General features: G+C 35.5%; 23 protein-coding genes. 17 read left to right on the top strand and 6 right to left on the bottom strand.

All coding sequences use genetic code 11. From position 1 onward, the window contains the following. The first annotated feature begins 65 nt into the window (after positions 1-65). From HP569_RS02930 to fliT, 5 genes are all read left to right on the top strand, one after another. A complete protein-coding gene (locus tag HP569_RS02930) occupies positions 66-242 on the top strand; it encodes a YjfB family protein (protein WP_182199658.1) in 177 nt (58 codons plus the stop codon). 120 nt (positions 243-362) lie between these two features. After that, a complete protein-coding gene (gene flaG, locus HP569_RS02925; RefSeq protein WP_182199657.1) occupies positions 363-746 on the top strand; it encodes a flagellar protein FlaG in 384 nt (127 codons plus the stop codon). A 17-nt stretch (positions 747-763) separates the two neighbouring features. Then, the gene (locus HP569_RS02920; protein WP_246366900.1) at positions 764-2,293 is read left to right on the top strand and encodes a flagellar hook-associated protein 2; all 1,530 of its coding nucleotides are present in this window, start codon (positions 764-766) and stop codon (positions 2,291-2,293) included. A 24-nt stretch (positions 2,294-2,317) separates the two neighbouring features. Then, entirely contained in the window at positions 2,318-2,716 is a 399-nt protein-coding gene (gene fliS / locus HP569_RS02915) for a flagellar export chaperone FliS (RefSeq protein WP_182199656.1), read from the top strand. Next, positions 2,716-3,066 (top strand): flagellar protein FliT, encoded by a 351-nt coding sequence (gene fliT, locus HP569_RS02910; protein WP_182199655.1) that lies wholly within the window; start codon positions 2,716-2,718, stop codon positions 3,064-3,066. The genes fliS and fliT overlap by 1 nt, the downstream gene beginning before the upstream one ends. A 95-nt stretch (positions 3,067-3,161) precedes the next feature. Here fliT and HP569_RS02905 read toward each other — a convergent pair whose 3' ends face one another. The 3 genes from HP569_RS02905 to HP569_RS02895 all read right to left on the bottom strand — a co-directional run bounded on the left by HP569_RS02905 (position 3,162) and on the right by HP569_RS02895 (position 4,721). Continuing rightward, a complete protein-coding gene (locus HP569_RS02905) occupies positions 3,162-3,860 on the bottom strand; it encodes a GntR family transcriptional regulator (RefSeq protein WP_182199654.1) in 699 nt (232 codons plus the stop codon). Between the two features lie 189 nt (positions 3,861-4,049). Further along, a complete protein-coding gene (locus HP569_RS02900; RefSeq protein ID WP_246366899.1) occupies positions 4,050-4,328 on the bottom strand; it encodes a DUF4190 domain-containing protein in 279 nt (92 codons plus the stop codon). 105 nt (positions 4,329-4,433) lie between these two features. Next, positions 4,434-4,721, bottom strand: coding sequence for a DUF4190 domain-containing protein (locus HP569_RS02895; protein WP_182199653.1), 288 nt, complete (start codon positions 4,719-4,721; stop codon positions 4,434-4,436). A 307-nt stretch (positions 4,722-5,028) separates the two neighbouring features. Between HP569_RS02895 and hpf the strand changes: the two genes are divergently transcribed. Next, positions 5,029-5,589: a ribosome hibernation-promoting factor, HPF/YfiA family gene (gene hpf / locus HP569_RS02890; protein ID WP_182199652.1), complete on the top strand. Its 561-nt coding sequence runs from the start codon at positions 5,029-5,031 to the stop codon at positions 5,587-5,589. Between the two features lie 338 nt (positions 5,590-5,927). On the opposite strand, the gene HP569_RS02885 is transcribed toward hpf, so the two are convergent. Beyond that, positions 5,928-6,872, bottom strand: coding sequence for a nuclease-related domain-containing protein (locus HP569_RS02885; protein ID WP_182199651.1), 945 nt, complete (start codon positions 6,870-6,872; stop codon positions 5,928-5,930). Positions 6,873-7,125: 253 nt separating this feature from the next. Here HP569_RS02885 and secA point away from each other — a divergent pair, with 253 nt between their 5' ends. The 3 genes from secA (at position 7,126) to HP569_RS02870 (ending at position 11,847) form a co-directional block, all read left to right on the top strand. Then, positions 7,126-9,633, top strand: coding sequence for a preprotein translocase subunit SecA (gene secA, locus HP569_RS02880; RefSeq protein ID WP_182199650.1), 2,508 nt, complete (start codon positions 7,126-7,128; stop codon positions 9,631-9,633). 83 nt (positions 9,634-9,716) lie between these two features. Further along, positions 9,717-10,818, top strand: a protein-coding gene (gene prfB / locus HP569_RS02875; RefSeq protein ID WP_182199649.1) for a peptide chain release factor 2 whose coding sequence is annotated in 2 segments (ribosomal slippage) — positions 9,717-9,788 and positions 9,790-10,818 — 1,101 coding nt in all. Because the reading frame shifts where the segments join, the coding sequence is not laid out codon by codon here. A gap of 162 nt (positions 10,819-10,980) precedes the next feature. Beyond that, positions 10,981-11,847 (top strand): YitT family protein, encoded by an 867-nt coding sequence (locus tag HP569_RS02870; RefSeq protein ID WP_182199648.1) that lies wholly within the window; start codon positions 10,981-10,983, stop codon positions 11,845-11,847. Between the two features lie 77 nt (positions 11,848-11,924). On the opposite strand, the gene HP569_RS02865 is transcribed toward HP569_RS02870, so the two are convergent. Further along, positions 11,925-12,365, bottom strand: coding sequence for a cell wall hydrolase (locus tag HP569_RS02865; protein WP_182199647.1), 441 nt, complete (start codon positions 12,363-12,365; stop codon positions 11,925-11,927). A gap of 384 nt (positions 12,366-12,749) precedes the next feature. Here HP569_RS02865 and ftsE point away from each other — a divergent pair, with 384 nt between their 5' ends. The 8 genes from ftsE (at position 12,750) to HP569_RS02825 (ending at position 23,968) form a co-directional block, all read left to right on the top strand. Continuing rightward, positions 12,750-13,436: a cell division ATP-binding protein FtsE gene (gene ftsE / locus HP569_RS02860; protein ID WP_182199646.1), complete on the top strand. Its 687-nt coding sequence runs from the start codon at positions 12,750-12,752 to the stop codon at positions 13,434-13,436. Beyond that, positions 13,426-14,319: a permease-like cell division protein FtsX gene (ftsX, locus tag HP569_RS02855; RefSeq protein WP_182199645.1), complete on the top strand. Its 894-nt coding sequence runs from the start codon at positions 13,426-13,428 to the stop codon at positions 14,317-14,319. The genes ftsE and ftsX overlap by 11 nt, the downstream gene beginning before the upstream one ends. A 79-nt stretch (positions 14,320-14,398) precedes the next feature. Next, positions 14,399-15,769, top strand: coding sequence for a murein hydrolase activator EnvC family protein (locus HP569_RS02850; RefSeq protein ID WP_182199644.1), 1,371 nt, complete (start codon positions 14,399-14,401; stop codon positions 15,767-15,769). Positions 15,770-15,906: 137 nt separating this feature from the next. Next, positions 15,907-17,382 (top strand): S41 family peptidase, encoded by a 1,476-nt coding sequence (locus tag HP569_RS02845; protein ID WP_182199643.1) that lies wholly within the window; start codon positions 15,907-15,909, stop codon positions 17,380-17,382. Between the two features lie 130 nt (positions 17,383-17,512). Then, positions 17,513-18,703 (top strand): PDZ domain-containing protein, encoded by a 1,191-nt coding sequence (locus HP569_RS02840; protein ID WP_182199642.1) that lies wholly within the window; start codon positions 17,513-17,515, stop codon positions 18,701-18,703. A 121-nt stretch (positions 18,704-18,824) separates the two neighbouring features. Beyond that, positions 18,825-19,466 carry a GTP pyrophosphokinase gene (locus tag HP569_RS02835; RefSeq protein WP_182199641.1) on the top strand — a complete coding sequence of 214 codons (642 nt, stop codon included), beginning with the start codon at positions 18,825-18,827 and terminating at the stop codon, positions 19,464-19,466. 247 nt (positions 19,467-19,713) lie between these two features. Then, positions 19,714-22,869 carry a beta-galactosidase, LacZ type gene (gene lacZ / locus HP569_RS02830; protein WP_182199640.1) on the top strand — a complete coding sequence of 1,052 codons (3,156 nt, stop codon included), beginning with the start codon at positions 19,714-19,716 and terminating at the stop codon, positions 22,867-22,869. 220 nt (positions 22,870-23,089) lie between these two features. Further along, positions 23,090-23,968 carry a diacylglycerol/lipid kinase family protein gene (locus HP569_RS02825; protein ID WP_182199639.1) on the top strand — a complete coding sequence of 293 codons (879 nt, stop codon included), beginning with the start codon at positions 23,090-23,092 and terminating at the stop codon, positions 23,966-23,968. 80 nt (positions 23,969-24,048) lie between these two features. Here the strand turns inward: HP569_RS02825 and HP569_RS02820 are convergent. After that, positions 24,049-24,245, bottom strand: a 197-nt coding sequence (locus HP569_RS02820) for an IS3 family transposase (protein ID WP_182199027.1), incomplete at its 5' end; no start/stop codon positions are given.

The raw sequence follows: 24,245 nt of genomic DNA, 5'->3' as shown, positions 1-24,245 counted from the left end.
AATAGATCTTCAACAAAGGACATGTTACACTAAACATAATTCCTTAATCATAAAGGAGGCTAACAATGGATATTGCAGCATTATCTACAGCGATGAGTCAAGCTAGTTTACAACAGCAGGTTTCATTAAGTGTTACGAATAAAGCAATGGATCAGGCAGAGGTTGCAAGTGAAGGATTAATTAAAATGATGGAACAATCTGTTTCACCACATTTAGGTAGTTCAATTGATGTAAAAGCTTAAGATCGAGCATTATCACTTTGTGGTAATGCTTTTTCTTTATTTAAATAATAAAATAGTCTAATAAAAGTGATGAAACTGCCGATATAAGTAATAACAAACTAAAGGGAGTTGGCATGAGTCATGGGTGTGGGGAAAATTCTTTCTGGATCCCAGCTTTTGCAACAGTCACCACACAACGAGTTTTCGACATCTGTAAGCGAAAGAACTGTGGGCAGTATAAAAAAAGTTGAAGAAAATACTACAATAACTAATATTCAAAAGCAAGTTGATGAAGGTAAGGATAAAAAACAAATAGAAGGGATGATAGGTGCATTAAATGATTTTTTAGAGCCTACTCGAACTTCCGTAAAATTTGAATTGCATGACAAGCTTGATGAGTATTACGTAACGGTTGTTGATACATCTACTAATGAGGTTGTGAAAGAAATTCCACCTAAAAAAATGTTAGATGTATATGCAGCTATGGCAGAATTTATGGGCTTTATTGTTGACGAAAAAATATAAGGGATAGGTGAATTTATATGGTAAACGGTATTAACAGTAATTCAATGCGCATTGGAGGTCTTGCATCAGGCATAGATACCGATAGTATAATAGCTGATTTAATGAAGGCAGAACGTATTCCTTTACAAAAGATGAAGCAAGATAAAATTTGGACGGAATGGACACGTGATGCATACCGAGAACTAAACACTAAATTTTCACAATTTGATCAATTATTCTCTAGTATGAAAAGAGCTAGCTCTTATAAAGTTAAATCGGCTATCTCATCACAATCTGATGCCATCACTGCAAAAGCATCTTCAGGTACACCACCAGGTTCATACAGCATTGAAGTTAGTCAATTAGCCACAAATGCTATTAATGTTAGTTCAACTGGTATTTCAACTGATCCGTCAAATAAGATTGATCCATTGGCCCCCCTCTCAGAGCAGATGGATAAGTTAGGAGGGGGTACCCTACCTAGTTCTTTGAGTTTTACGACTTATCAAAATGATCCGGCAGGAGAGGTACATGAAATTCAAATTGATGCGACGGATTCATTAAGTGATGTTTTAACAAAGATTTCTGATGGTACTGGTATAAATGCATTTTATGATGTTCAAACAGACAAAGTAGTAATGGAAACAAAAGCGACAGGTGACTTTAATGTTGGTGGAAATGAGATAGATTTTAGTTCCGATGGTGGCTTTTTTGCTAATATTTTTAATATAACAAATGCAGGTGAAAAAGGCGGCACAAACGCAAAGTTCAATTATAACGGTGGAATTGATTTAGAATCAAAAACCAATACAACAACAGTTAACGGTCTAACATTAACTTTTAATAATGTGACAAGCGGACAAGCAAGAATTTCTGTTACGAATGATGTGGATAAAGCTGTCGATTCCATCACTGAATTCGTAAATAAATATAATGAATTGATAGAAAGTGTAAATGGAAAGGTAACAGAAAAAAGACACCGAGATTATAAACCATTAACAGAAGAACAGAAGAAAGATATGTCGGAAAGTGAAATCGAACTGTGGGAAGAAAAAGCAAAGAGTGGTATGCTAAAAAGTGATTCCATGTTAAGCTCGGCATTAACAGGTATGCGTCAAGATTGGTATCAAACTGTCGATACAGGAAATGCAGATATAAACCATTTATCTGCAATCGGTATTACTACATCAAAATCATATTCAGATAATGGAAAACTAGTTATTGACGAAGAAAAGTTACGTGCAGCTTTACAAAATGATTCAGATGCGGTTTATAAATTGTTTTATAATACAGATGAAAATAATCAAGGCCTAGTAAACCGATTAGAAAGTTCAGTTAAACAGACGATGGAGAACATTAATAATCGAGCAGGGAAAACGACATGGACAGATGAGCAATACACACTTGGTAAAAAACTAAAAGATATGGAAACAAGAATGGATGATTTTCAAGAAAGATTAACTGATGTCGAAAACCGTTACTGGCGACAATTCACTGCGATGGAAAAAGCAATACAAAAAATGAATCAACAATCGGCTTATTTGTCACAACAGTTTGGCGGTATGTAAGAATAAGGGAGTGTTTTGATAGTAATGAGTTATCAACAATATGAGGCGTATAAAAATAATTCAGTCAACACAGCTTCTCCTGGTGAACTGACACTTATGCTTTATAATGGGTGTTTAAAATTTTTAAAACAAGCGAAAAAAAATATAAATGAATCTGATTTCGAAAAGAAAAATGTGAATATACAAAAGGCTCAAAACATTATTAATGAATTAATGGTGACATTAAATCAAGATACTGATATTGGAAAGCAAATGCTCCCTATTTATGATTATATTAATTACTCTTTGATGCAAGCTAATGTAAAAAACGACATTTCCAAATTAGAAGAAGCATATGGTCTTGTGGAAGAATTTCGTGATTCTTGGAAAGAAGTGTTAAAACAAACTCGTCAACAAAAATATGGAGATGGAGCTAGAGTATAATGACAGAACGAATGAATCAATTATACACAGTATCAAACGAATTACTTGATCTGTTAGATAAAACTGTTGATGAAAGAGAAGATGTTATTGATGAAATCAGTGTCTTATTAGAAAATAGGGACAGCCTTATTGAAAAAATTAAACCACCATATACTACTGAAGAAAAGGAAATTGGCGCTAAGTTAATTTCTTTGGATAAAAAAATAAATCAACAACTGAATGGTTTGTTCGACGATATTAAATTAGATATGCGTTCTCTGAAAAAACAAAAAAATTCTAATAAGAAATACATGAATCCTTATCATTCACTTACCAACTATGATGGTTCGTTTGTTGACAAACGAAAATAAAAAAGCTCTAACTACATTCACCTTGTAGTTAGAGCTTTTGTTCATTTTATGTAAGAGTCGTGCGAAATCACTTGTTATAGCGATAAGGCTTTTGTTTAATCAGTAAAATAAGTCGGATATTTTTCGCGTAATCCAGCTAATTCTTCATCTAATTCTCCCATATGATGGTCAACTAACTGTTCCACTTTTTGTTCATCACGATTTTTCAAAAAGGTTAAGAGCTCTCTATGTTCATCGACTGAATGGCCGGTTAGTACGAATTCCCTTCTTGCCAGGTATCTAAAACGATCTAAGTTCCCACGCACGCGAGAGATGAATTGAAGCAATGTTTCGTTACCTGTAAGTTGAAGAATCGAGTTGTGAAACGCTTCATGCAATTGAAAAAACTGATCAATATCCTGCGCTTCTAATGCTTCTTCTTGTTCATCTAAAATACGTCGAATTTGTCTTTCTGCTTTTTGATATTTATTAGATTGATCCCAATTACTAGCAACTAATTTAAATGCACTTCTTTCCAAACTCATCCGGATAAACGCACTTTCCTTAACTTTTTGCTCGGAAATACGTGAAACTATTTTCGTTCGTTGCGGAAGTACTTCAATTAATTGTTCAGCAATTAGTGAATGAAAAGCATCGCGAATAGGAGTGCGACTAATATCTAATAATGTAGCTATTTCATTTTCATAAATATTTTGGCCTGGTTCTAATTTTAATGTAATAATAGAGTCTCGTAACGTTTCATATGCTTGTTCACCTAAATTTTTTGTGTTTTTAATAGGGGATATCAAATCCATTTCAAAATCACCACCATATGACATAATAACTTAACTATACAGGTATACAGGTATACAGTCAAAAGCGTTTCGTACTATATATTTTATATTATTGATTTTATCCATTTACGAATCTTTTAATAATAGTATTAAAAAATGACGAGAAAGAGCTTCTACTCTTTAACGTCATTCCATGGATAGAGTTACTTTTTACACCGCGAAAAATGCAAAGCCAAGGATACCAAATAAGATTAAGAGTCCGTAAAATGTGGTGGCAACAATCCCTGTTGTTAGCCCCGCTACAGCCATGCCACGTCCACCGAGCTGATGCTGTGAGATTTCCTTAAATGCTTTATTTGCTAACACAATTGCGATAATTCCTAAGATGAAGCCAATCCAAGGTATAATAATAGCTAAGATACCTAAAACCATTGAAGCGGTCGCTTTTCCACACGTTTGAGGTACTTGTTTAAATTGTTGTTCTTCCAAAATAATTCTCCTTTTATGTATGATGTTTATTTTTGAGAAAATGAAAACATTCTACTGCAAAGAAAGACGAGCAAACACTAGGTTGAATTTGCTCGTTTCGTTCCTTTAATAATACATACCGTCTATTGCAGCTATTCCAATGATAAAAAATAAAAGCAGTAGTCCATAAATGGCAGTTCCAACAATACCAGTTGTTAGTCCTGCAACTGCCATGCCACGGCCCGCTAGTTGATATTGCGCGATTTCTTTAAATGCTTTATTTGCTAATACAATCGCAATAATTCCTAAGATAAATCCAATCCAAGGAATAACGATTGACAAAATACCTAAAACCAGCGAAGCGATTGCTTTTCCACTAGCTTGAGGTGTTGGGTTATAATTTTGTTGGTCCATCGAAACACCCTTTCTTCAGTTGGTTATTTGTTCATATTTAGATAACAATAAATGCTAAATAATACATATTAATTTATTATAACATGTTAATTGTTCGTTTATGATAGATATTTTTTAAAAAAGTATTTTGATTTGAAAGAATTTTTAATTAAATTAAAATGGTAAAACTGTTGGTATGATTATGATTGTTAGTGAATAGGATGTAATAGACATCAAATATCTATAATTTCGACAATTTTTTTGTGTGTTTATGCAGGAATAAGAGAGGGTAATATAGAAATATAGATATAGAAAGGAGGACACTTTTATGAAATATAACATTCGAGGCGAAAATGTTGAGGTTACAGGGGCAATAAAACAGTACATCGAGAAAAAGGTTGGTAAACTAGAACGTTATTTTGATACACCCCCAACATCAGATGTCAATGTAAATTTAAGTGTCTATAATGATGAGCAACAGATTGAGATCACAATTCCTATGACGAATCTATTACTACGTGCAGAGGAGCAACACGCGGATTTATACGCCGCAATTGATTTAGTAGTAGATAAATTAGAAAGGCAAATTAGAAAATATAAAACAAAAGTAAACCGCAAAGTACGCCAAAAAGGTGCACCTAAACATATCTTTGCGGAAATGGAAAAAGAAGCAATCCGTGAAAACGGAATAGAAGAAGAGGACGATGACAATTTTGAAATTGTGAGAACCAAGCGTTTTGATTTAAAACCAATGGATTCAGAGGAAGCAATTTTACAAATGGATATGTTAGGACATACATTCTATGTGTTCACAAATGCAGAATCTGGTGACACAAACGTTGTCTACCGTCGTCGTGATGGAAGATATGGCTTAATCGAGCCAAGTTAATACATGAAAATAAAGTAGTAGGGTTCCGTCTTGTACGGAACCCTTTTGTATGGATAAAATGGGTGGAGGATTTTTTGCGAAAAAAATCGATCATCTCCGGTTTTGGGAGATGATCAGCGCTCAATCAAATATATCAGCGCTCAATCAAATATATCAGCGCTCAATCAAATATATCAGCGCTCAATCAAATATATCAGCGCTCAATCAAATATATCAGCGCTCAATCAAATATATCAGCGCTCAATCAAATATATCAGCGCTCAATCAAATATATCAGCGCTCAATCAAATATATCAGCGCTCAATCAAATATATCAGCGCTCACACCGCAAAATCTCATCATTCAAGCAATAATTTGCGCAAACTATAGACTCTAGCTTTATTTTCCCCACTTGCGGGAAGCTCTAATCCAGTTAATAATCTTTTTACTGTGGAGGTGGATTGAACGCGCAAAAAATCTCGTGCTTCACTATTTCGAATGTAATCCTTGTAAATGAGCGCGTATTCTATTAATGCTTGTTTATGTGCTAACTTGTCTTTTGCTCCACAACCTTTACAAATCCAGGTTCGTTGGTCGCGCTTCATCATTGTTTTTTTACAACTTGTGCACCAAACACCATTACGAATGTGTCCACTAACAAACGGATATTTTTGAGTGAAATGTAATCGATAATCTGTATGATGTCTATCCAAAGTATGGGCTAATTCTCGCAACTCCTCAGACTTCAAAACGGGCTTGGTAGCATGACGAGAGAGTTCCCTTATTAAATTAGGAAGTTGTTCGCTCGTAACGATACCGCTATGTGTTTTATCAACATGGAGTTGTGCTTTCGGATGTGTAAAGCAAACGATCGGATGAATTGGAACTTGTGGAAAATTATGCTCATGAAGAAATTTTTTCAGGTGGATAACTTGTTCGTTAACTTGGAGTTGTGGATTCTTAAATACTTCGTCAATCCCGTCAATTGTTCGAATCAATTGCTTTGCTTCATTAAATGTAATTGTTCCTTTGATGTTTTTTGCTTCGATAAGATAGTGTGCGTTTGGAGTTAATAATAATGCATCAAGTTGGAAGGCATTATTCGAAGTGGGGAGTCGGAGGCCATTGAGCAAAATAGATTCAGAGATTTCAATTAAATGAAAGAAATAGTTTAAGTTTAATTCGCCTTGATGGCCAGCATGTTCTTTCCTTAACAACTCCTCGATATAATCATAGTGCTCACTATCGCGATGCAGTCTCGGCAATAGTGCTTCTAATTCCAATAATTTTAGTGGTTTTGTCACTGGTCGATACACCTGCATTTATCTACCTCATCTCTTATTTATCTTACATCTAGTATAAATTTCATAACAAAAATATACAAGCGACCTCCCTAAATAACATTCAAACCCACATCATTAAATTTCTTGGTACTGACACTGTTTATTCACGCGCTGTGCTTGTTTTTACCATATGCTAGTGTTATGATAAAAGATAGTCTAAACGTGAAAAGAAACATGAAAGAATAATGTATTTTATCAATAAGGAGCTTATAAAATGCGTGGATTATTAAAAAAAGTATTTGATGGAAATCAACGTCAGCTGAATCAACTTCAAAAAACTGTAGATCAAATAGAAGCATTAGAAAATGAATATGAAAAATTATCTGACGATGCTTTAAAAGCAAAAACAGCAGAATTTAAACAACGTTACCAAGATGGTGAACAGCTAGATGACTTACTTGTCGAGGCTTATGCGGTTGTTCGTGAAGGTGCAAAGCGTGTGCTAAACATGCGTCCTTTCTCTGTTCAGTTACTAGGTGCGGTTGTTTTGCATGATGGTAATATTGCAGAAATGAAAACTGGTGAAGGGAAAACACTTGCCTCAACAATGCCTGCTTATTTAAATGCCATATCAGGTAAAGGTGTACACATTATTACGGTAAACGAATACTTAGCAAGCCGTGATGCAGAGGAAATGGGGAAACTGTATCAATTCTTAGGAATAACTGTTGGTTTAAATCGTAATGACATGACTAAAGAGGAAAAGCGAGATGCATACTTAGCTGATATTACGTACGGTACAAATAATGAATTTGGTTTCGATTATTTACGTGATAATATGGTGCTGTATAAAGAACAAATGGTGCAACGTCCATTGCCATTTGCGATCATTGATGAGGTGGACTCGATTTTAATTGATGAAGCGAGAACACCATTGATTATTTCTGGATCAGCAAGAAAATCAGCAAGTTTATATCAACAAGCGAATTCCTTTGTTCGTACATTACAAAATGAAACAGATTATACGTATGATGAAAAAACAAAAGGCGTTCAATTAACAGAAGAAGGTATTAACAAAGCAGAACGATTTTTCAGCGTTGAAAACTTGTTCGATTTAAATCATGTAACATTAACCCACCATATTAATCAGGCATTGAAAGCACATGTAACAATGCACCGTGACACAGATTATGTCATTGAAGAAGCTCAAGTGGTGATTGTTGACCAATTCACTGGGCGTTTAATGAAGGGTAGAAGATACAGTGATGGCCTACACCAAGCCATTGAAGCAAAAGAAGGCTTGCAAATTCAAAATGAAAGTATGACACTCGCATCGATCACGTTCCAAAACTTCTTCCGTATGTACGAGAAACTAGCCGGTATGACGGGTACAGCTAAAACGGAGGAAGAAGAATTTAGAAACATTTATAATATGGATGTTATAGCTATACCAACGAACCGTCCGATTGTGCGTGATGATAAGGCGGATCTAATTTTCAAATCTATGAATGGTAAATTCCAAGCGGTTGTTGAAGACATTAAAGAAAGATACCAAGCTGGGCAGCCTGTACTTGTAGGTACGGTAGCGGTTGAAACGTCTGAGTTAATTTCAAAATTACTCAAAAAAGCTGGTGTGAAGCATAATGTCTTAAACGCGAAAAATCACTATCGCGAGGCAGAAATCATTGAAAATGCCGGACAACCTGGTGCTGTGACAATTGCTACAAACATGGCTGGTCGTGGTACTGACATTAAACTTGGGGAAGGTGTCAAAGAACTTGGCGGTTTAGCTGTCATTGGTACGGAGCGTCACGAGTCACGTCGTATCGATAATCAGCTTCGTGGTCGTTCTGGTCGTCAAGGAGATCCTGGTGTGACACAGTTTTATTTATCCATGGAAGATGAATTAATGCGTCGTTTTGGTTCTGATAACATGCGTGCAATGATGGATCGATTTGGTATGGATGATTCCCAACCAATTGAAAGTAAAGTAGTTTCGCGTGCGGTAGAATCTGCACAAAAACGTGTGGAAGGTAATAACTTTGATGCACGTAAAACAATTCTTTCTTATGATGATGTATTACGTCAACAACGTGAGATTATTTACAAGCAACGTTTCGATGTAATTGATTCAGATAATCTACGTGAAATTATTGAACAGATGATTCAAACCGTTGTAGAAACGACCATTCATGCGCATACCCAAGATGATGATCAAGAGAAATGGGATACAAGTGCAATCATTGAATATGTCCACGCGAACTTAGTCGAAGAGAATTATCTGGTGGAATCTGATTTGAAGGGTAAAGAACCGGATGAAATCATCGATCTTATTATGACTAAAGTCCGTGAGAAGTATGATCAAAAAGAACAAGATTTAACACCAGAACAAATGCGTGAGTTTGAAAAAGTGATTGTCTTACGTACAGTAGATACAAAATGGATGGATCACATTGACCAAATGGATCAGCTCCGTCAAGGTATACACCTACGTGCTTACGGACAAAATGATCCATTGCGTGAGTATCAAATGGAAGGCTTCTCCATGTTTGAAGCAATGATCGAATCAATTAACGAAGAGGTTGCACGTTATGTGATGAAAGCACAAGTTCGTGATAATTTACAACGTCAAGAAGTAGCGAAGAATGCCACAGCTGTTTCAGGAGACGAGAGTAAAAAAGAGAAGAAAAAACAACCATTTGTTAAAGCGGATAATGTTGGAAGAAATGATCCTTGCCCTTGTGGTAGTGGAAAAAAATATAAGCAATGTCATGGTAAATAAATTTTAAGAAAACAGACACTTCTATAACAAGAAGTGTCTTGTCTTTCCAAATGAAAAATAACAGCTGTTGAGGTGAATGAACAATGGAATTATCAGAGATTAAACAAGAATTAGAGAAAATGGCTAACCGATTAGCGGACTTTAGGGGGTCTCTTTGACTTAGAAGAGAAGCGTACAAGGATTGCTGAACTAGAAGAAGAAATGACAGATCCAGATTTCTGGAATGATCAACAAACGGCACAAAAAGTTATTAATGAAGTGAATGGTTTGAAAGATTTAGTTCACACATTTGATAAACACGAAGAAACGTTAGAAAATCTAGAAGTATCCTATGAACTAGTGAAAGAAGAGGACGATCAAGAACTACGAGAAGAGCTAGAGCCTGAAGTACAAGAGTTAACTGAAGCGCTGAACCAATTTGAACTATTTATGCTGCTCAGTGAACCTTATGATAAAAATAATGCGATATTAGAATTACATCCAGGAGCAGGTGGAACCGAATCACAGGATTGGGCAAGCATGCTACTTAGAATGTACACGCGCTGGGCTGAGTCGAAGAATTTCAAAGTAGAAACTCTAGACTATCTTCCAGGAGATGAAGCTGGTGTAAAAAGTGTAACCCTTTTGATTAAAGGTCACAATGCATATGGCTACTTAAAAGCAGAAAAAGGCGTACATCGTTTAGTGCGAATTTCTCCATTTGATTCTTCAGGACGTCGTCATACCTCCTTTGTATCGTGTGACGTTATGCCAGAATTAGATGATGATATTGATGTAGATATCAATACGGAAGATTTGAAAATTGATACGTACCGTTCGAGTGGTGCTGGTGGTCAGCACGTAAACACAACGGATTCAGCTGTTCGAATTACCCACTTACCAACAAATACTGTGGTAACGTGTCAATCCGAGCGCTCACAAATAAAAAACCGTGAACAAGCAATGAAAATGTTAAAAGCAAAGCTATATCAATTAGAAATCGAAAAGCAACGTGAAGAGTTAGATGAAATACGGGGCGAACAAAAAGAAATTGGCTGGGGAAGTCAGATTCGTTCGTATGTTTTCCATCCATATTCTATGGTTAAAGATCATCGAACGAACGAAGAAACAGGAAACACACAGGCAGTAATGGACGGTGAACTTGATCCATTTATTGACGCATATTTGCGCTCATTAGTAAATTAATTAAAACGTGCTATCGGTCATATAGATCGGTAGCATGTTTTTATAATGTGTAAAAGCTTTTTCACTGCATTACAATACTGTGATAAACACGGTTGTCGTAACGAGTCAAATAATGATATACTCCTTAAGGTTGATACAGAAGAATAGTAGGAGTGTATAGTTATGATAGCAAAATATAGAAGACAACCTGCTCCAACAGGTCTAATACTCGCAGTAGAATATACCCTTGTTTTAATCGGTTCTTTTTTTGTTGCAATTGGATTTAATTTATTTTTATTACCTAATGAAATAGCATCAGGTGGTGCTTCAGGAATTAGTACGATTACAAAAGCTTTGTTTGACTGGGAACCTTCCTTTGTACAATGGGGATTAAATATCCCGTTATTTATCGCAGGTGTAATGATTCTTGGTCGAAAATTTGGTGCGAAAACATTACTTGGTACAATTATTTTGCCGTTTTATGTTTTTCTTACAAAAGATTGGGCGCCACTAACTGCAGATCCATTACTAGGTTCTATTTTTGGTGGAATGTGTACTGGACTTGGGATCGGTATCGTATTTCGCGGGAAAGGATCGACCGGTGGAATTGCTTTAGCAGCGCAAATATTACATAAGTTTGTTCCATTATCATTAGGTGTTTGTGTTGCCTTATTTGACGGGCTGATTGTATTAACTGCTGCTTACGTATTTTCTGTTGAGCAAGGGTTATACGCATTAATTGGTTTATTTGTTACTAGTCGTACGATTGATTTTGTTCAAGTTGGATTTAATCGATCGAAAAATGTAATGATCATAACGGAATATGTTGATCAAGTTCAAAATGCTTTATTACAAGACGTCGATCGAGGGGTTACGGTTTGGAATGGTGAAGGTGGCTATACGAACGAGCACCGACGTATCATTATGTGTGTTGTAGCGCAAAATGAATTTAATAAAGTAACACAGATGGTTAAGCGAATCGACCCAGGCGCATTTGTTGTTGCTATGAATGCTAGCGAAGTATTAGGTGAAGGATTTAAAAAAGCATAATCAATATAGAAAAAAGTAGTCCCTTTTCGATGTGAAAAGAGTGTCTACTTTTTTATTTATTACAAGCGTGTTCCTTTTTAATATCTATAAGCACTTTCACAAGTATTAGCTATTGGTTCATAATAACAATGTTGTTTATATTGTCCTGTTAAAGGTTGACCATACCATGTAGGAGGACAAGCAGCATAAGGATTAAAATACCATAGAGCATACTTAGAAGGATGTTCCCTCCAATACTTAACAACTTGTCGTGCCAATTTTCTCTCTACTTCTCTTGCTGGATTATAAAATAAATTACCTTTTTGTACTGCTTCAAATGAATAATTTCCACCTTGAACTTGGAAAATAACATCCCGTATGGACCTAACGTCCTTAAAATCTAGGCAATCAGCTCTTGCTCGATTTATGATGACATTCCCAACCATAAGCATCCCAAGGCGTCCTTCACCCTCTGCTTCAGCCCTCATCATCCTAGCGATTAAATCAATGTCCTTACTCGTATATGCTACTCTTGCCATTATCATCACCCCTAATAGAATTGTATGAAAAAATCTTATAAAGATGTAAGTTCTTCGTTAATTTTGATCTAATTGGAGATTAACCATTTTTATAAAGCGAAATCACACTTTTTATAAAAAGTATTCTTTCAAAAAACTTATTAATCGAAAATTAAGACTTTTCTCCTAAAGGCAACATTATCTTCTAAAAAACCCCTCTTTATATAAAATACGCAGTAAAACCCATAAATTTACAGAGTTTGAAACAAAAATGTAATAAAATTTGTCTAAAAAAAATGAAATTAGATGTTATAATGTATATGGTAAATGAAAGTTGTAGATTAAGATCGAATAAGCACTTTTTGAAAAAGATAGAATACTAATTTGAGCAAAGGTGATCATATTATGATAGTTATGCAAGATATATATAAAACTTACGCTAATGGTGTAACAGCCCTCAATGGGATTAATGTTAACATTGACCAGGGAGAATTTGTCTATGTAGTTGGACCTAGTGGCGCAGGTAAATCTACTTTTATAAAATTAATCTTCCAAGAAGTAAAACCTACAAAAGGATCAATCATGGTTAATGATAAAGATCTAACTACCCTCAAATCTAAACATATCCCATTTCTAAGGAGAGATATAGGTGTAGTTTATCAGGATTTCAAACTTTTACCTAAATTCACTGTTTATGAAAATATTGCATTTGCATTAGAAGTGCTGGAAGAATCACCACGTAATATTCGAAGACGCGTGATGGAAGTGCTAGACCAAGTAGGGTTGAAAAATAAAGCGCGCTTCATACCAGATGAGCTTTCAGGTGGGGAACAGCAACGTGTATCTATTGCACGAGCGATTGTTAATCATCCGAAGCTATTAATTGCAGACGAACCGACAGGAAACTTAGATCCTGAAACATCTTGGGAAATTATGAGAGTGCTAGAATCAATTAATGCAACAGGAACAACAATTTTAATGGCAACTCACAGCAAGGAAATTGTCAACACGATAAAAAAACGCGTTATAGCAATTGAAGATGGTTTGATTGTGCGTGATGAGCATCGAGGTGAATACGGCTATGAAATTTAGAACATTTAAACGACATTTTCGTGAAGGATCAAAAAATATATGGCGTAATAGTTGGATGACTATCGCATCGATCGGTGCGGTAACAACTACTCTATTATTAGTAGGGGCCTTCCTAGCATTAATGCTTAACTTAAATCATGTGGCAGATAATCTAGAGGAAGACGTTCAAATTAAAGTACTAGTAGATCTAACAGCAGATGATAAGGAGATAGAAGCTGTTGGTGAACAGATCAAAGACATAGCAGAGGTTGACACAGTTGATTTTTCTACAAAAGAAGAAGAATTGAGAAGCTTAGTTGATAGTATGGGAGAAGAAGGTGGCGCTTGGGAGCTTTATGAACAAGACAATCCACTAAACAATGCATATATTGTAAAAACAACTGATCCGCAAGATACAATGAAAATTGCGGGTGAAATAGAAAAAATAGATAAAGTGGAAAAAGTAAATTATGGACAAGATGTTGTACAAAATCTATTTCAATTTAACGAGTATGCTAGAAACATAGGGCTGGTGTTAATCTTTGCATTAGTTTTTACAGCGATTTTCTTAATTTCCAATACAATAAAAATTACGATTATGGCGCGTAGTAAAGAGATTGGAATTATGAAATTAGTTGGTGCGACAAACTGGTTCATTCGTTGGCCATTCTTTGTTGAAGGATTGTTATTAGGTGTATTAGGAAGTATCTTACCAATTATTATCCTTTTAACAGGCTACTATTACTTAGATAACAGTACAACCGCATTAGACCAATTTAGCTTTATGACTTTACTAGACTTCCACCCATTTGCATGGCAATTAGCAGGACTAATCTTATTAATTGGTGCAGCAATTGGTGTTTGGGGAAGCGTAATGAGTGTTCGTAAATTCTTAAAGGTATAAGTCTTATCTATAAGACTTATACCCTTACATACTAGTTATAAACTAAAAAAATCATTTGAAACGGGGAGGAGTTCCAACTATGAAAAAAGTTATTTCTTACATAACGATTTTAACAGTCATAATGGGAATTTTACTATCAAGTTTATCAACTGTCACTGCAGAAAGCCTTGCCGATTTGGAGAAAAGATTAGATGAAGTAGAGAAAGATAAGAGTAGTGCGTCAAGTAAGGCAAAGTCTACAGAGAAAAAAATTGCTGAAAATGAAGCGCAACAAGAAGAAATGGCTAATGATATTGAGGGAATCACTGCTCAATTGGAAGACACACAAGCAAAATTGGATAACAAAAAAGCAGAAATCTCTAAAAATAATAACAAGATAGCTGAAACAGAACAAGAAATTAAGAAAACAGAAGAAGAAGTAAAACAACTCAAGGAAGAGATTAAAGAATTAGAGAAACAAATTAAAGAACGTGAAGAATTATTAAAAAACCGTTTACGCTCTATTCAACAAAATGGTGGCGATATTAATTATCTATCTGTTTTAATGGGCGCGCAAAGTTTTGGAGATTTTATTAACCGTGCTACAGTAGTTACAAAAATTATGGACCAAGATAAAGGTATCATGGAATCACATAAAAAAGATAAAGAAGATGTACAAAAGAAGAAAGAGTCCGTAGAAGAGAAGCAACAACAATTGAAAGATGATAAAGCATCCTTAGAAGAGAGAAAAGAGTATTTAGCTGTTCAAAAACAAGAATTAGATTCTATTCAATCTCAATTGGATAAACAAATGGCTAAAAAAGAAGAGTTATTAGATGATTTAGAAGAAGAACACAACCATTTGGAAGAATATAAAATGAGTTTGGCTGAACAGCAAGAAACATTAGCAAATCAAGCAGCAGCTATTGAAAAAGCTGTGAAACAGGCGGAAGCGGAAGCTGCAGCTGAAGCGGAAAACAATCAATCTAATGGTAGTAATGGTGGAAGTTCGGGTAATGGTAGTTCTTCTGGTGGATCAGGAGGCAATGATTCTTCCTTGTCAGGCTCAGGTGGAGGCAATGGTTCATTGATCTGGCCAACAACTGGAAGAAGATCTTCAGGTTATGGACCTAGAGATTTCAATGGTGGTGGTTTCCATTATGGAATTGATATTGCGAACAGTACAGGCACACCAATTAAAGCAGCAGCGAGTGGTGTAGTAACTCGTGCAAACTACTCAAGCAGTTATGGTAATGTCGTATACATTTATCATCCATCACTAAAGATAACTACTGTTTACGCACATATGAGTAGTTTGGGTGTATCATATATGCAAACAGTAAACCAAGGGCAACCAATTGGAGCAATGGGTAATACAGGTAATTCATTTGGTAGCCACTTACACTTTGAAGTGCATAATGGTAGATGGAGCTACAAAGGCGGAATTAACCCATTGAATTATTTGCCATAAGCAAGCATTAATTTTAAAAAACAACATATTATAATAAAAAGAAAGGCATCGCACGTTACGTTGTGGTGCCTTTTTGTGCCATTTATATGATACACTATAAAAAGACAAAAAAGACAATTGAGGTGGAATACGTGCAAATGAAAAAAAGTTACCTCGCAGCGTTGATTGTTGCAGCATTATTGATCGGTGCTGGAACTACATACCTAACGATGCTTTGGATCGAACCGGAGCAAGTAGAGGAATCAGATCAGGACAACAATAACTTTGCGGATTTGTCAGAAGAAGAAAAAGAAGCGATTATTAATGATGCTAGTAATTCATCGAGTTTATCTAAAGTAATGCAAGCATATAGTCTAATTCAAGAGAATTATTTGGAAGATGTGGACAAGAATACATTGATTGAGGGCGCTGTTCAAGGAATGTTAGATACTTTAGAAGATCCTTACAGTGTTTATATGGATGCAGAAACAGTAGAGGAATTTAATCAACAAATTGAGTCATCGTTTGAGGGGATAGGTGCAGAAGTAAGTATGGTTGATGGTAAAGTAACCATTGTTGCACCGATTAAAGATTCACCCGCAGAACGCGCTGGTTTAAAACCGAATGATCAAATTCTAAAAGTAGACGGAAATAGTGTAGAAGGCTTAGATTTGTATGAAGCTGTGTCAAAAATACGTGGTAAACAAGGGACGACTGTAACGCTTGAAATTGATCGTCCAGGTGTATCTAATCCCCTATCTATAGATCTTGTTCGAGACGATATTCCATTAGAGACAGTTTATAGTGACGTGAAAGAGGTAGAGGGAAAGAAACAAGGAATAATTGAAATTACATCTTTCTCTGAAAATACAGCCGAACGGTTTAAAGAAGAATTAACGTCATTAGAAAAACAAGGAATTCAAGGACTTGTTATAGATGTAAGAGGAAATCCTGGTGGTTTATTAACATCAATAGAGGATATTTTGAAGCATTTCGTACCAAAAGACAAACCGTATTTGCAAATTGAAAATGGAGATGGAAAGAAAGAACGACATGTCTCAAACCTTAAAGAAGGAAAAGACTACCCAATCTCTGTTCTTATTAATGAAGGAAGTGCATCCGCTTCTGAAATATTAGCAATTGCATTAAAAGAAGCGGCTAACGCGGAAGTAGTTGGAGTGACAAGCTTTGGAAAAGGGACTGTTCAACAAACCATTCCAATGGGAGATGGAAGCACAATTAAGTTAACACTATTTAAATGGTTATCTCCAGATGGAAATTGGATACATGAAAAAGGAGTAGAACCTACAATTAAAGTAGAGCAGCCAGACTATTTTTACGCGAATCCAATACAAATTGAAGAAACATTGAAGTATAATGATAGTGATGAAACAATTGCAAATGCGCAAGTTATTTTGAAAGGATTAGGTTATGATCCTGGACGTGTAGATGGTTACTTTAGTGAACAAACAAAAGAAGCCGTTATAAAGTATCAAAAAGATAATGGCTTAAAAGCATCAGGCGAATTAACTAGTGATACTGCTGAAAAGCTACAAACAAGTGTGATTGAGAAAATTCGTAGTGGAGAAGATGATCTTCAAAAAGATGCTGCGCTTCAATCATTAGTAGATTAAAATTCAATCTAAGTTGATCCACAACTCATTGTGGATCAATTTGTTTTAACTTGTCATATAAGCAGGAAATCGTGTTAAATAAATCGAATATAGTGGTGTATGTGTATGTATTAATTTAGAAGGCGAGTGGATGAAGATGGATATATGGTTAACTGAAATAACTAAAGGACTCGGAAGATTTTTTTTCAATCCACTTTTATATATCTTTATTATTGTTGTCTTTCTTACATCGTTAAAGCGGATTAAAAAGGAAAGAAACATGTTCGGCTCAAAAATATTTGATGTTTTTCATGAGCTTCGATTCACGTGGAAATCGTCTCTGTTCTTTAGTTTGGTCCTATCGCTATTATTAGTTGGCTTAGGCGTATCTTTCTCTTACATTATGGTAGGAGCACTGTCAGTAATCACTCTGTTGCTATTACTTACTAATAAATTCTCTTGGTTGTCTGCAGCGTATACATTTGGTTTTTCGTATTTGCTTCTTTTATTAGCGCCGTACTATATCGATTATCTTCCTTTTCGAATCGATGCGACAATATCGACAAATCAGTGGGTAGCTTTTACAATCCTTATGGGGATATTGTTAATCTATGAATCATTCTTGTTAATGAGGGTACGAAACAATGAGACATTGCCAGAACGCCTGCAAGGAACACGAGGAAAGTTTATTGGTCAACACCGTTTTAAAAAAGCATCTCTTATACCAATCGTGACATTATTTCCAGTAGGTGAACTTATATCAATTGTGCCATGGTGGCCTGTGATCCCAATTGATGGTCAAGAATTTGGGCTTATGTTTTTTCCGGTAATTATTGGAGTCGAACAAGTTATACGAGGAGCGTTACCTAAGAGAGCGTTACATGGCTTATCGCAATCTTTATTAATATTAAGCTTTGTTGTAATTGGAACGGCTATTGCAGGATATTTTCTACCGATACTAACAATGATTAGTGTTGTGATAGCACTAATTGGTCGAGAATGGATTTTTATACGTTTTAAAATAAAAGATCGTCAAGTTCGCCCATTTTTCAGCCCAGAACAAGATGGACTTCGAATCTTAGCTACGATACCTGGTACGCCTGGTGAAGAGATTGGGCTAGAAGTGGGAGAGAAAATTGTTAAAGTAAATGGTTCGAATGTATCTACGGAGCAAGGATTTTATGAGGCTTTACAATTAAATCGAGCATATTGTAAGTTGGATATTATTGATGAACGTGGGGAAATTAGATTCGTGCAACGTGCGCTATATGAAGGAGAACACCACGAGTTAGGAGTTATTTTTTGTACGCAAGATACACTTGAAGTAGCTAAAGCACAGTAAATTAAAAGAATAATGGAAAAGAAAATGTTTCACTGGAATTACACAAAACTGCCAAACATTTAATCCCTGCTCATGCTATACTAGATCATGGTAGATATACCATATGAGAAGGGTGAATGAAATGAATTTACTTGAAAAGGAATTTCATGAATGGAAAAATGAGTTTTTAGTATACAAGTTTGCGTTGGATGAAATAAACACAAAACTAAATATATTGAGCGAAGAGTTCGAGTTTATTCACAACCATAATCCAATGGAACATATAAAATCAAGATTAAAAGAACCTAATAGTGTTATAAAAAAATTAAAGCGAAAAGGCTTAGATGTAACGATACAAAATGCAAAGAGTTATGTTCATGATATTGCTGGTGTGCGGGTTACGTGCTCATTTGTCGCTGATATTTATAGAATTCATGCTATGCTTTGCCAACAGGATGATATTCATGTGATAAAGGTAAAAGATTACATCGCGAACCCGAAACCGAACGGATACCGAAGCTTCCATCTAATTATTCAAGTGCCAGTATTTTTAGCCAATCGAACAGTAAATGTACCTGTTGAAATACAAATTCGCACGATTGCAATGGATACATGGGCAAGTCTGGAGCATAAAATATATTATAAATTTGAACAGGAAATACCTGAAGAATTTTTAATTGAATTAAAACAAGCAGCAGACACAGTTCAAGCACTAGATGATAAAATGGCATACATTCATCAAGAAGTAGAAAAAGTGAAAGACAAAAGTAAACTATCTGTTTAAAGAAATAGCCAAGACTAGAATCTTGGCTATTTTACGATATTGTATTTTATTTTCTTCAGAATTTCAGTGAGGAAGAAAGAAGGGGTCATTTAACCATTCCTTTAACTGATGTGGAAACAGGTCAAACTGTAAATGGAGAAATCATATTTAAAGCATTTGAATCACGAATATTTAAAAGGTCGTTAAAATAGAAGTGGGATTCCCTTAGGGGGTCCCTTTTTCCAAATTTACTATATAGGAGGTTAACATGAATATACTTAAAGATTATGAGAATCATAAAATGCTTAAACGAAATAGGGTAGCTGCTCGTACACATTTCTTTTCCTATAATCATTTAGAAGATGCATTAAATTTTGATAGAGATCTCTCTAAAGGATTTACATTATTAAATGGAATGTGGAAATTTTGTTATGCTGAAAGTCCAGCATTATCGCCCGAATCTTTTTATGAAAACGATTACGATGTAAGTGGATGGGATGACTTACAAGTGCCATCAAGCTGGCAAATGCATGGTTATGGAAGACCACATTATACTAATGTGCAATATCCATTTCCGGTAGATCCTCCGCATGTGCCAACTGAAAATCCAACTGGATCTTATCGACGAGATTTTTATGTAACAAGCGAAATGATGAAGGATTTAGCTTACCTTAATTTTGAAGGTGTCGATAGTGCATTTGAAGTTTGGATTAATGGAGCATTTGTGGGCTATAGTCAAGGTAGTCGCATGACTTCTGAATTCAACATCACTTCTTTTATTAACGAAGGGAAAAACTCTATTGCGGTTCGTGTGTATCAATGGTCAGATGGCAGTTATATTGAAGACCAAGATATGTGGTGGTTAAGTGGGATTTTCAGGGATGTATATATTGTCAGTAAGCCTAAAATCCATATTCGTGATTTCTTTGTAAAGACTTTATTCGATCAATCGTATCGGGATGCTACACTACAATTGCAAGCTGAGATTTATTCGCAACTAGATCATTCTACAACATATCAATTGGGTATACAGTTGTATGATGCAAACAATATTGAATTAAAAGGAATTAAATCTACTGTTCTACTTGAAAGTAAGCAATCAGATAGTTTGATAATTGAAACAAGCATACCAGTGGAGAAACCAGAGAAATGGACTGCTGAAACACCATACTTGTATCGTGTAGTGTTGACGTTGAGGAATGAAAAAGGTGAGGTTATTGAGGTCATACCTACAAAGGTTGGCTTTAGACAAATAGAATTAAAAGATGGTTTGATTCAAATTAATGGAACACCGATTTTATTTAAAGGAGTAAATCGACACGACCATCACCCTGAATTAGGGCGTGCTGTGCCATTAGATTGGATGAAAAAAGATATTGAGTTAATGAAGCAACATAATATCAATGCAGTACGAACAGCGCATTATCCAAATGCGCCAGCTTTTTACGATTTGTGTGATGCATACGGTTTATATGTGATTGATGAGGCTGATTTAGAATGCCATGGTTTTGAGATTATCGGTAATCCTCATCAGCTAAGTGAGGATATTGAGTGGGAAGATGCTTATCTTGATCGAATGGTAAGAATGGTAGAGCGAGATAAGAACCACCCATCGATCATCATTTGGTCATTAGGAAATGAATCTGGTTTTGGTAAGAATCACGTCAAAATGGCTGAATGGTCAAAACAAAAAGATCCAACTCGACTAATTCATTATGAAGGAGAAACACGTTTTATAATGAATCAAGAGGATAACAATCCTACGAGGGTTCATGAAGCTGCGGATATGTTTTCTACGATGTACAGCTCGCATGCATTGATGGATCAGCTAGGAAAACGCACCGACCTGACTCAACCACATATTTTATGCGAGTTTGCACATGCGATGGGCAACGGGCCTGGTGGTTTTAAAGAGTATTTTGATTTATTTTATAAATATAAAAGACTACAAGGTGGATTTGTGTGGGAATGGCTAGATCATGGAATTCGTCAATACACAAAAGAAGGTGAAGAGTATTTTGCTTATGGTGGAGACTTTGGTGAAGTGCCTCATGATGGTAATTTTGTAATTGATGGATTAGTTATGCCTGACCGAACGCCATCACCAGCTTTGTTGGAATACAAAAAAGTGATTGAACCTGTTTATGTTGAAGCAATAGATATAGCAAAAGGTATGATCAGAGTGCATAATCGTTATGATTTTATCACATTAGATCACTTGGCTGTATCATGGTCACTTGTTTCTGGTAGTGAGATCAAGACTAGTGGTGTAATTGATATGCCTACTGTAGCAGCAGGTGAAACTTTGGAAATAGAGCTTCCATTTACATGGTTAAAAGATCAAATATTAAGTGAAGAACACTTGTTAAACATTCAGTTTAATCAAGCAACAGATATAAAATGGGCTAAAGCGGGGCATGAAATTGCTTGGGCTCAGTTCAAACTCCCTGTTGAGATTAAAAAAATGAAAAAGGTTGAAACGATAGAGCATCATACATTATCAATAATAGAAGATAACCATGAGCTTGTAATAAGTGGTTCAACCTTTACCTATAACTTTAATACGATCTATGGAATGCTTCAATCATGGAAGTATCAAGGAATAGAATTATTAGAGCAGGGACCTAAATTAAACACTTGGAGAGCGCCGACAGACAATGACAAACTAGGAATAGAAGAATTTGATGCTGCGCAAAAAGAGAAAGAGTGGAAACAGTATGGACTAAACCAGATGCAACAAAGAGTCACATCTGTTTCGTATAATTTATCACCTAGTAAAAATGTCGTTACTGTTTGCATAAAGTCACGTGTTGCACCACCAATTCTTAATTGGGGTATTGATCTGACAACTACGTATCGTATCGATGGTTGTGGTGTAATGCAGATAAGTCTTGAAGGAATTAAGCAAGGAAATGGACCAAAAACATTGCCAAGACTCGGTTTGCAATGGAAGCTAAAAGCACCATTGAATCAAGTCGACTGGTATGGAAGAGGTCCAGGAGAAGCCTACCCAGATAGTAAGTTGGCTAATCGTTTCGGCGTTTGGTCAAGTAAAGTGGATCAATTGCATACAGAATATGTTGTACCTCAAGAGAATGGTAATCGACATGAAGTAAGTTGGGCAGCCCTCACGGATGAAGGTGGTATTGGACTAATAACAGTTGGAAATCCTGTCTTCGATTTTAGTGCAAGTTACTACTCTACTGAATTACTAGAAGAAGCAAAACATACGTATGATTTAGTGAAACAGGATTATATTACTTACAATATCGATCTTCAGCAACAAGGATTAGGATCAGCAAGTTGTGGTCCAGGAGTTCTTGACTCTTATCAACTAAAACTTGATGACTTTCGCTTTTCATTTTGTTTAAAAGCTTTTTCAAAAAATGAAACAACACCCGAGCAATTAAGTAAAAGGATGTGAATTAACATGTATCGCTATGTGAGAAATAGCGATACATGTTTTTTTGTTTGTTTCATATATCTGTCGTTTTTTCGATTATTTCCCCGGAAATAATCGAATGGTTTATTAATGATCGATGAGGGAATGTTTAAATATAAAGCAAACTTTATATTTAAAAAAACAATAGACAATACTTAAATTTGTTGGTGTATAAAAAAGTGTTGGAAATGAGGTAATCTATATGAATCGTGTTGCTGTTATTTTTAATCCAGCATCAGGTAATCGTAAATTAGCACAGTTACAAGAAGAAATTAAAGAAATATTAGAAACGGCTTTTACAGAAGTTAAGATGTATCAAACAAAAAAATCAGGAGATGGCGCTGAAATCGTTCGGCAAGTGTATAAAGCGGTAGACTTAATTATTGCGGCTGGTGGAGATGGGACTGTTCACGAAGTAATCAATTCCTTAGCTCCGCTTGATTCAAGACCGGCATTTGCAATTATCCCAGGTGGAACGAGTAATGATTTTTCAAGGGAGATTAGTATGGTACAACAACCCTTAAAAGCAGCGCATCAGATTTCAGTGAAAAAAACTAAGTGGATAGATGTTGGGCAAAGTGATCATCATTATTTTCTCAATTTTTGGGGCATTGGCTTAATTACAGAAGTGTCTGAAACGGTTGACTCTGACTCAAAACAAAATATTGGTCGGTTAGCTTATTATTTGAAAACAATTCAATCGATCGGAAAAGCAAACGTGTTTAACGTGAAAGTGGAGACAGAAGCTGAGACAGTGACAGACGAAGCGGTAATGGTTATTGTCGGAAATGGAACATATATTGGTGGCATTCGAGCTTTTTTTCCTAACGGAGATATTCAAGATGGACTATTTGATATATTGATTGTTAAGGAAGCTTCTATTCAATCCTTTTTCTCTATGATTCAATCCAAGGTTGGCATACAAACTCAGAATATGGAGGGGATAATTCCTTTGCAAGCTAAGCGAGTTACAATCGAAACTACTCCAAGCCAGAAAATTGATTGTGATGGAGAAAGAAAGAGTGAAACACCATCAACTATTCAAGTACTACCAAAGCATATAGAAATGGTAATTGGGTGAATAGAAATAAATAGGAAAAGATTTTATGAAAAAAAGTGCCGGAATAATATGATGTGACCCCAAAAAGTTAGAGTGTTATATTAAGCAGCTAATTGGCTGGTGTGAATTCGGTATTGAACTGGACTCATGCCTGCCAATTTTTGCTTTATGCGCTTATTATTATAATAATTGATATGTTCCTTAATTTTATTTTTTAATTCTTCAAACGAGCACAGTGCCTCTCCGTAATACATCTCTTGTTTTAGTAAACCAAAAAAGTTCTCCATGGGCGAATTAT

It is taken from the genome of Paraliobacillus salinarum (assembly GCF_014083865.1).
Lineage (GTDB): Bacteria > Bacillota > Bacilli > Bacillales > Amphibacillaceae > Paraliobacillus > Paraliobacillus salinarum.
This window is presented reverse-complemented; position numbering and strand designations above follow the sequence as displayed.

Bases quoted from the DNA above. Each gene is read 5' to 3' on its own strand.
- lacZ (WP_182199640.1), top strand. From the start codon at position 19,714: ATGAATATACTTAAAGATTATGAGAATCATAAAATGCTTAAACGAAAT.
- HP569_RS02845 (WP_182199643.1), top strand. From the start codon at position 15,907: ATGAAAAAAAGTTACCTCGCAGCGTTGATTGTTGCAGCATTATTGATC.
- HP569_RS02905 (WP_182199654.1), bottom strand. From the start codon at position 3,860: ATGGATTTGATATCCCCTATTAAAAACACAAAAAATTTAGGTGAACAA.
- HP569_RS02870 (WP_182199648.1), top strand. From the start codon at position 10,981: ATGATAGCAAAATATAGAAGACAACCTGCTCCAACAGGTCTAATACTC.
- HP569_RS02850 (WP_182199644.1), top strand. From the start codon at position 14,399: ATGAAAAAAGTTATTTCTTACATAACGATTTTAACAGTCATAATGGGA.
- fliS (WP_182199656.1), top strand. From the start codon at position 2,318: ATGAGTTATCAACAATATGAGGCGTATAAAAATAATTCAGTCAACACA.
- HP569_RS02840 (WP_182199642.1), top strand. From the start codon at position 17,513: ATGAAGATGGATATATGGTTAACTGAAATAACTAAAGGACTCGGAAGA.
- HP569_RS02895 (WP_182199653.1), bottom strand. From the start codon at position 4,721: ATGGACCAACAAAATTATAACCCAACACCTCAAGCTAGTGGAAAAGCA.
- hpf (WP_182199652.1), top strand. From the start codon at position 5,029: ATGAAATATAACATTCGAGGCGAAAATGTTGAGGTTACAGGGGCAATA.
- HP569_RS02825 (WP_182199639.1), top strand. From the start codon at position 23,090: ATGAATCGTGTTGCTGTTATTTTTAATCCAGCATCAGGTAATCGTAAA.
- HP569_RS02865 (WP_182199647.1), bottom strand. From the start codon at position 12,365: ATGGCAAGAGTAGCATATACGAGTAAGGACATTGATTTAATCGCTAGG.
- ftsX (WP_182199645.1), top strand. From the start codon at position 13,426: ATGAAATTTAGAACATTTAAACGACATTTTCGTGAAGGATCAAAAAAT.
- secA (WP_182199650.1), top strand. From the start codon at position 7,126: ATGCGTGGATTATTAAAAAAAGTATTTGATGGAAATCAACGTCAGCTG.
- fliT (WP_182199655.1), top strand. From the start codon at position 2,716: ATGACAGAACGAATGAATCAATTATACACAGTATCAAACGAATTACTT.
- HP569_RS02920 (WP_246366900.1), top strand. From the start codon at position 764: ATGGTAAACGGTATTAACAGTAATTCAATGCGCATTGGAGGTCTTGCA.
- HP569_RS02930 (WP_182199658.1), top strand. From the start codon at position 66: ATGGATATTGCAGCATTATCTACAGCGATGAGTCAAGCTAGTTTACAA.
- ftsE (WP_182199646.1), top strand. From the start codon at position 12,750: ATGATAGTTATGCAAGATATATATAAAACTTACGCTAATGGTGTAACA.
- flaG (WP_182199657.1), top strand. From the start codon at position 363: ATGGGTGTGGGGAAAATTCTTTCTGGATCCCAGCTTTTGCAACAGTCA.
- HP569_RS02835 (WP_182199641.1), top strand. From the start codon at position 18,825: ATGAATTTACTTGAAAAGGAATTTCATGAATGGAAAAATGAGTTTTTA.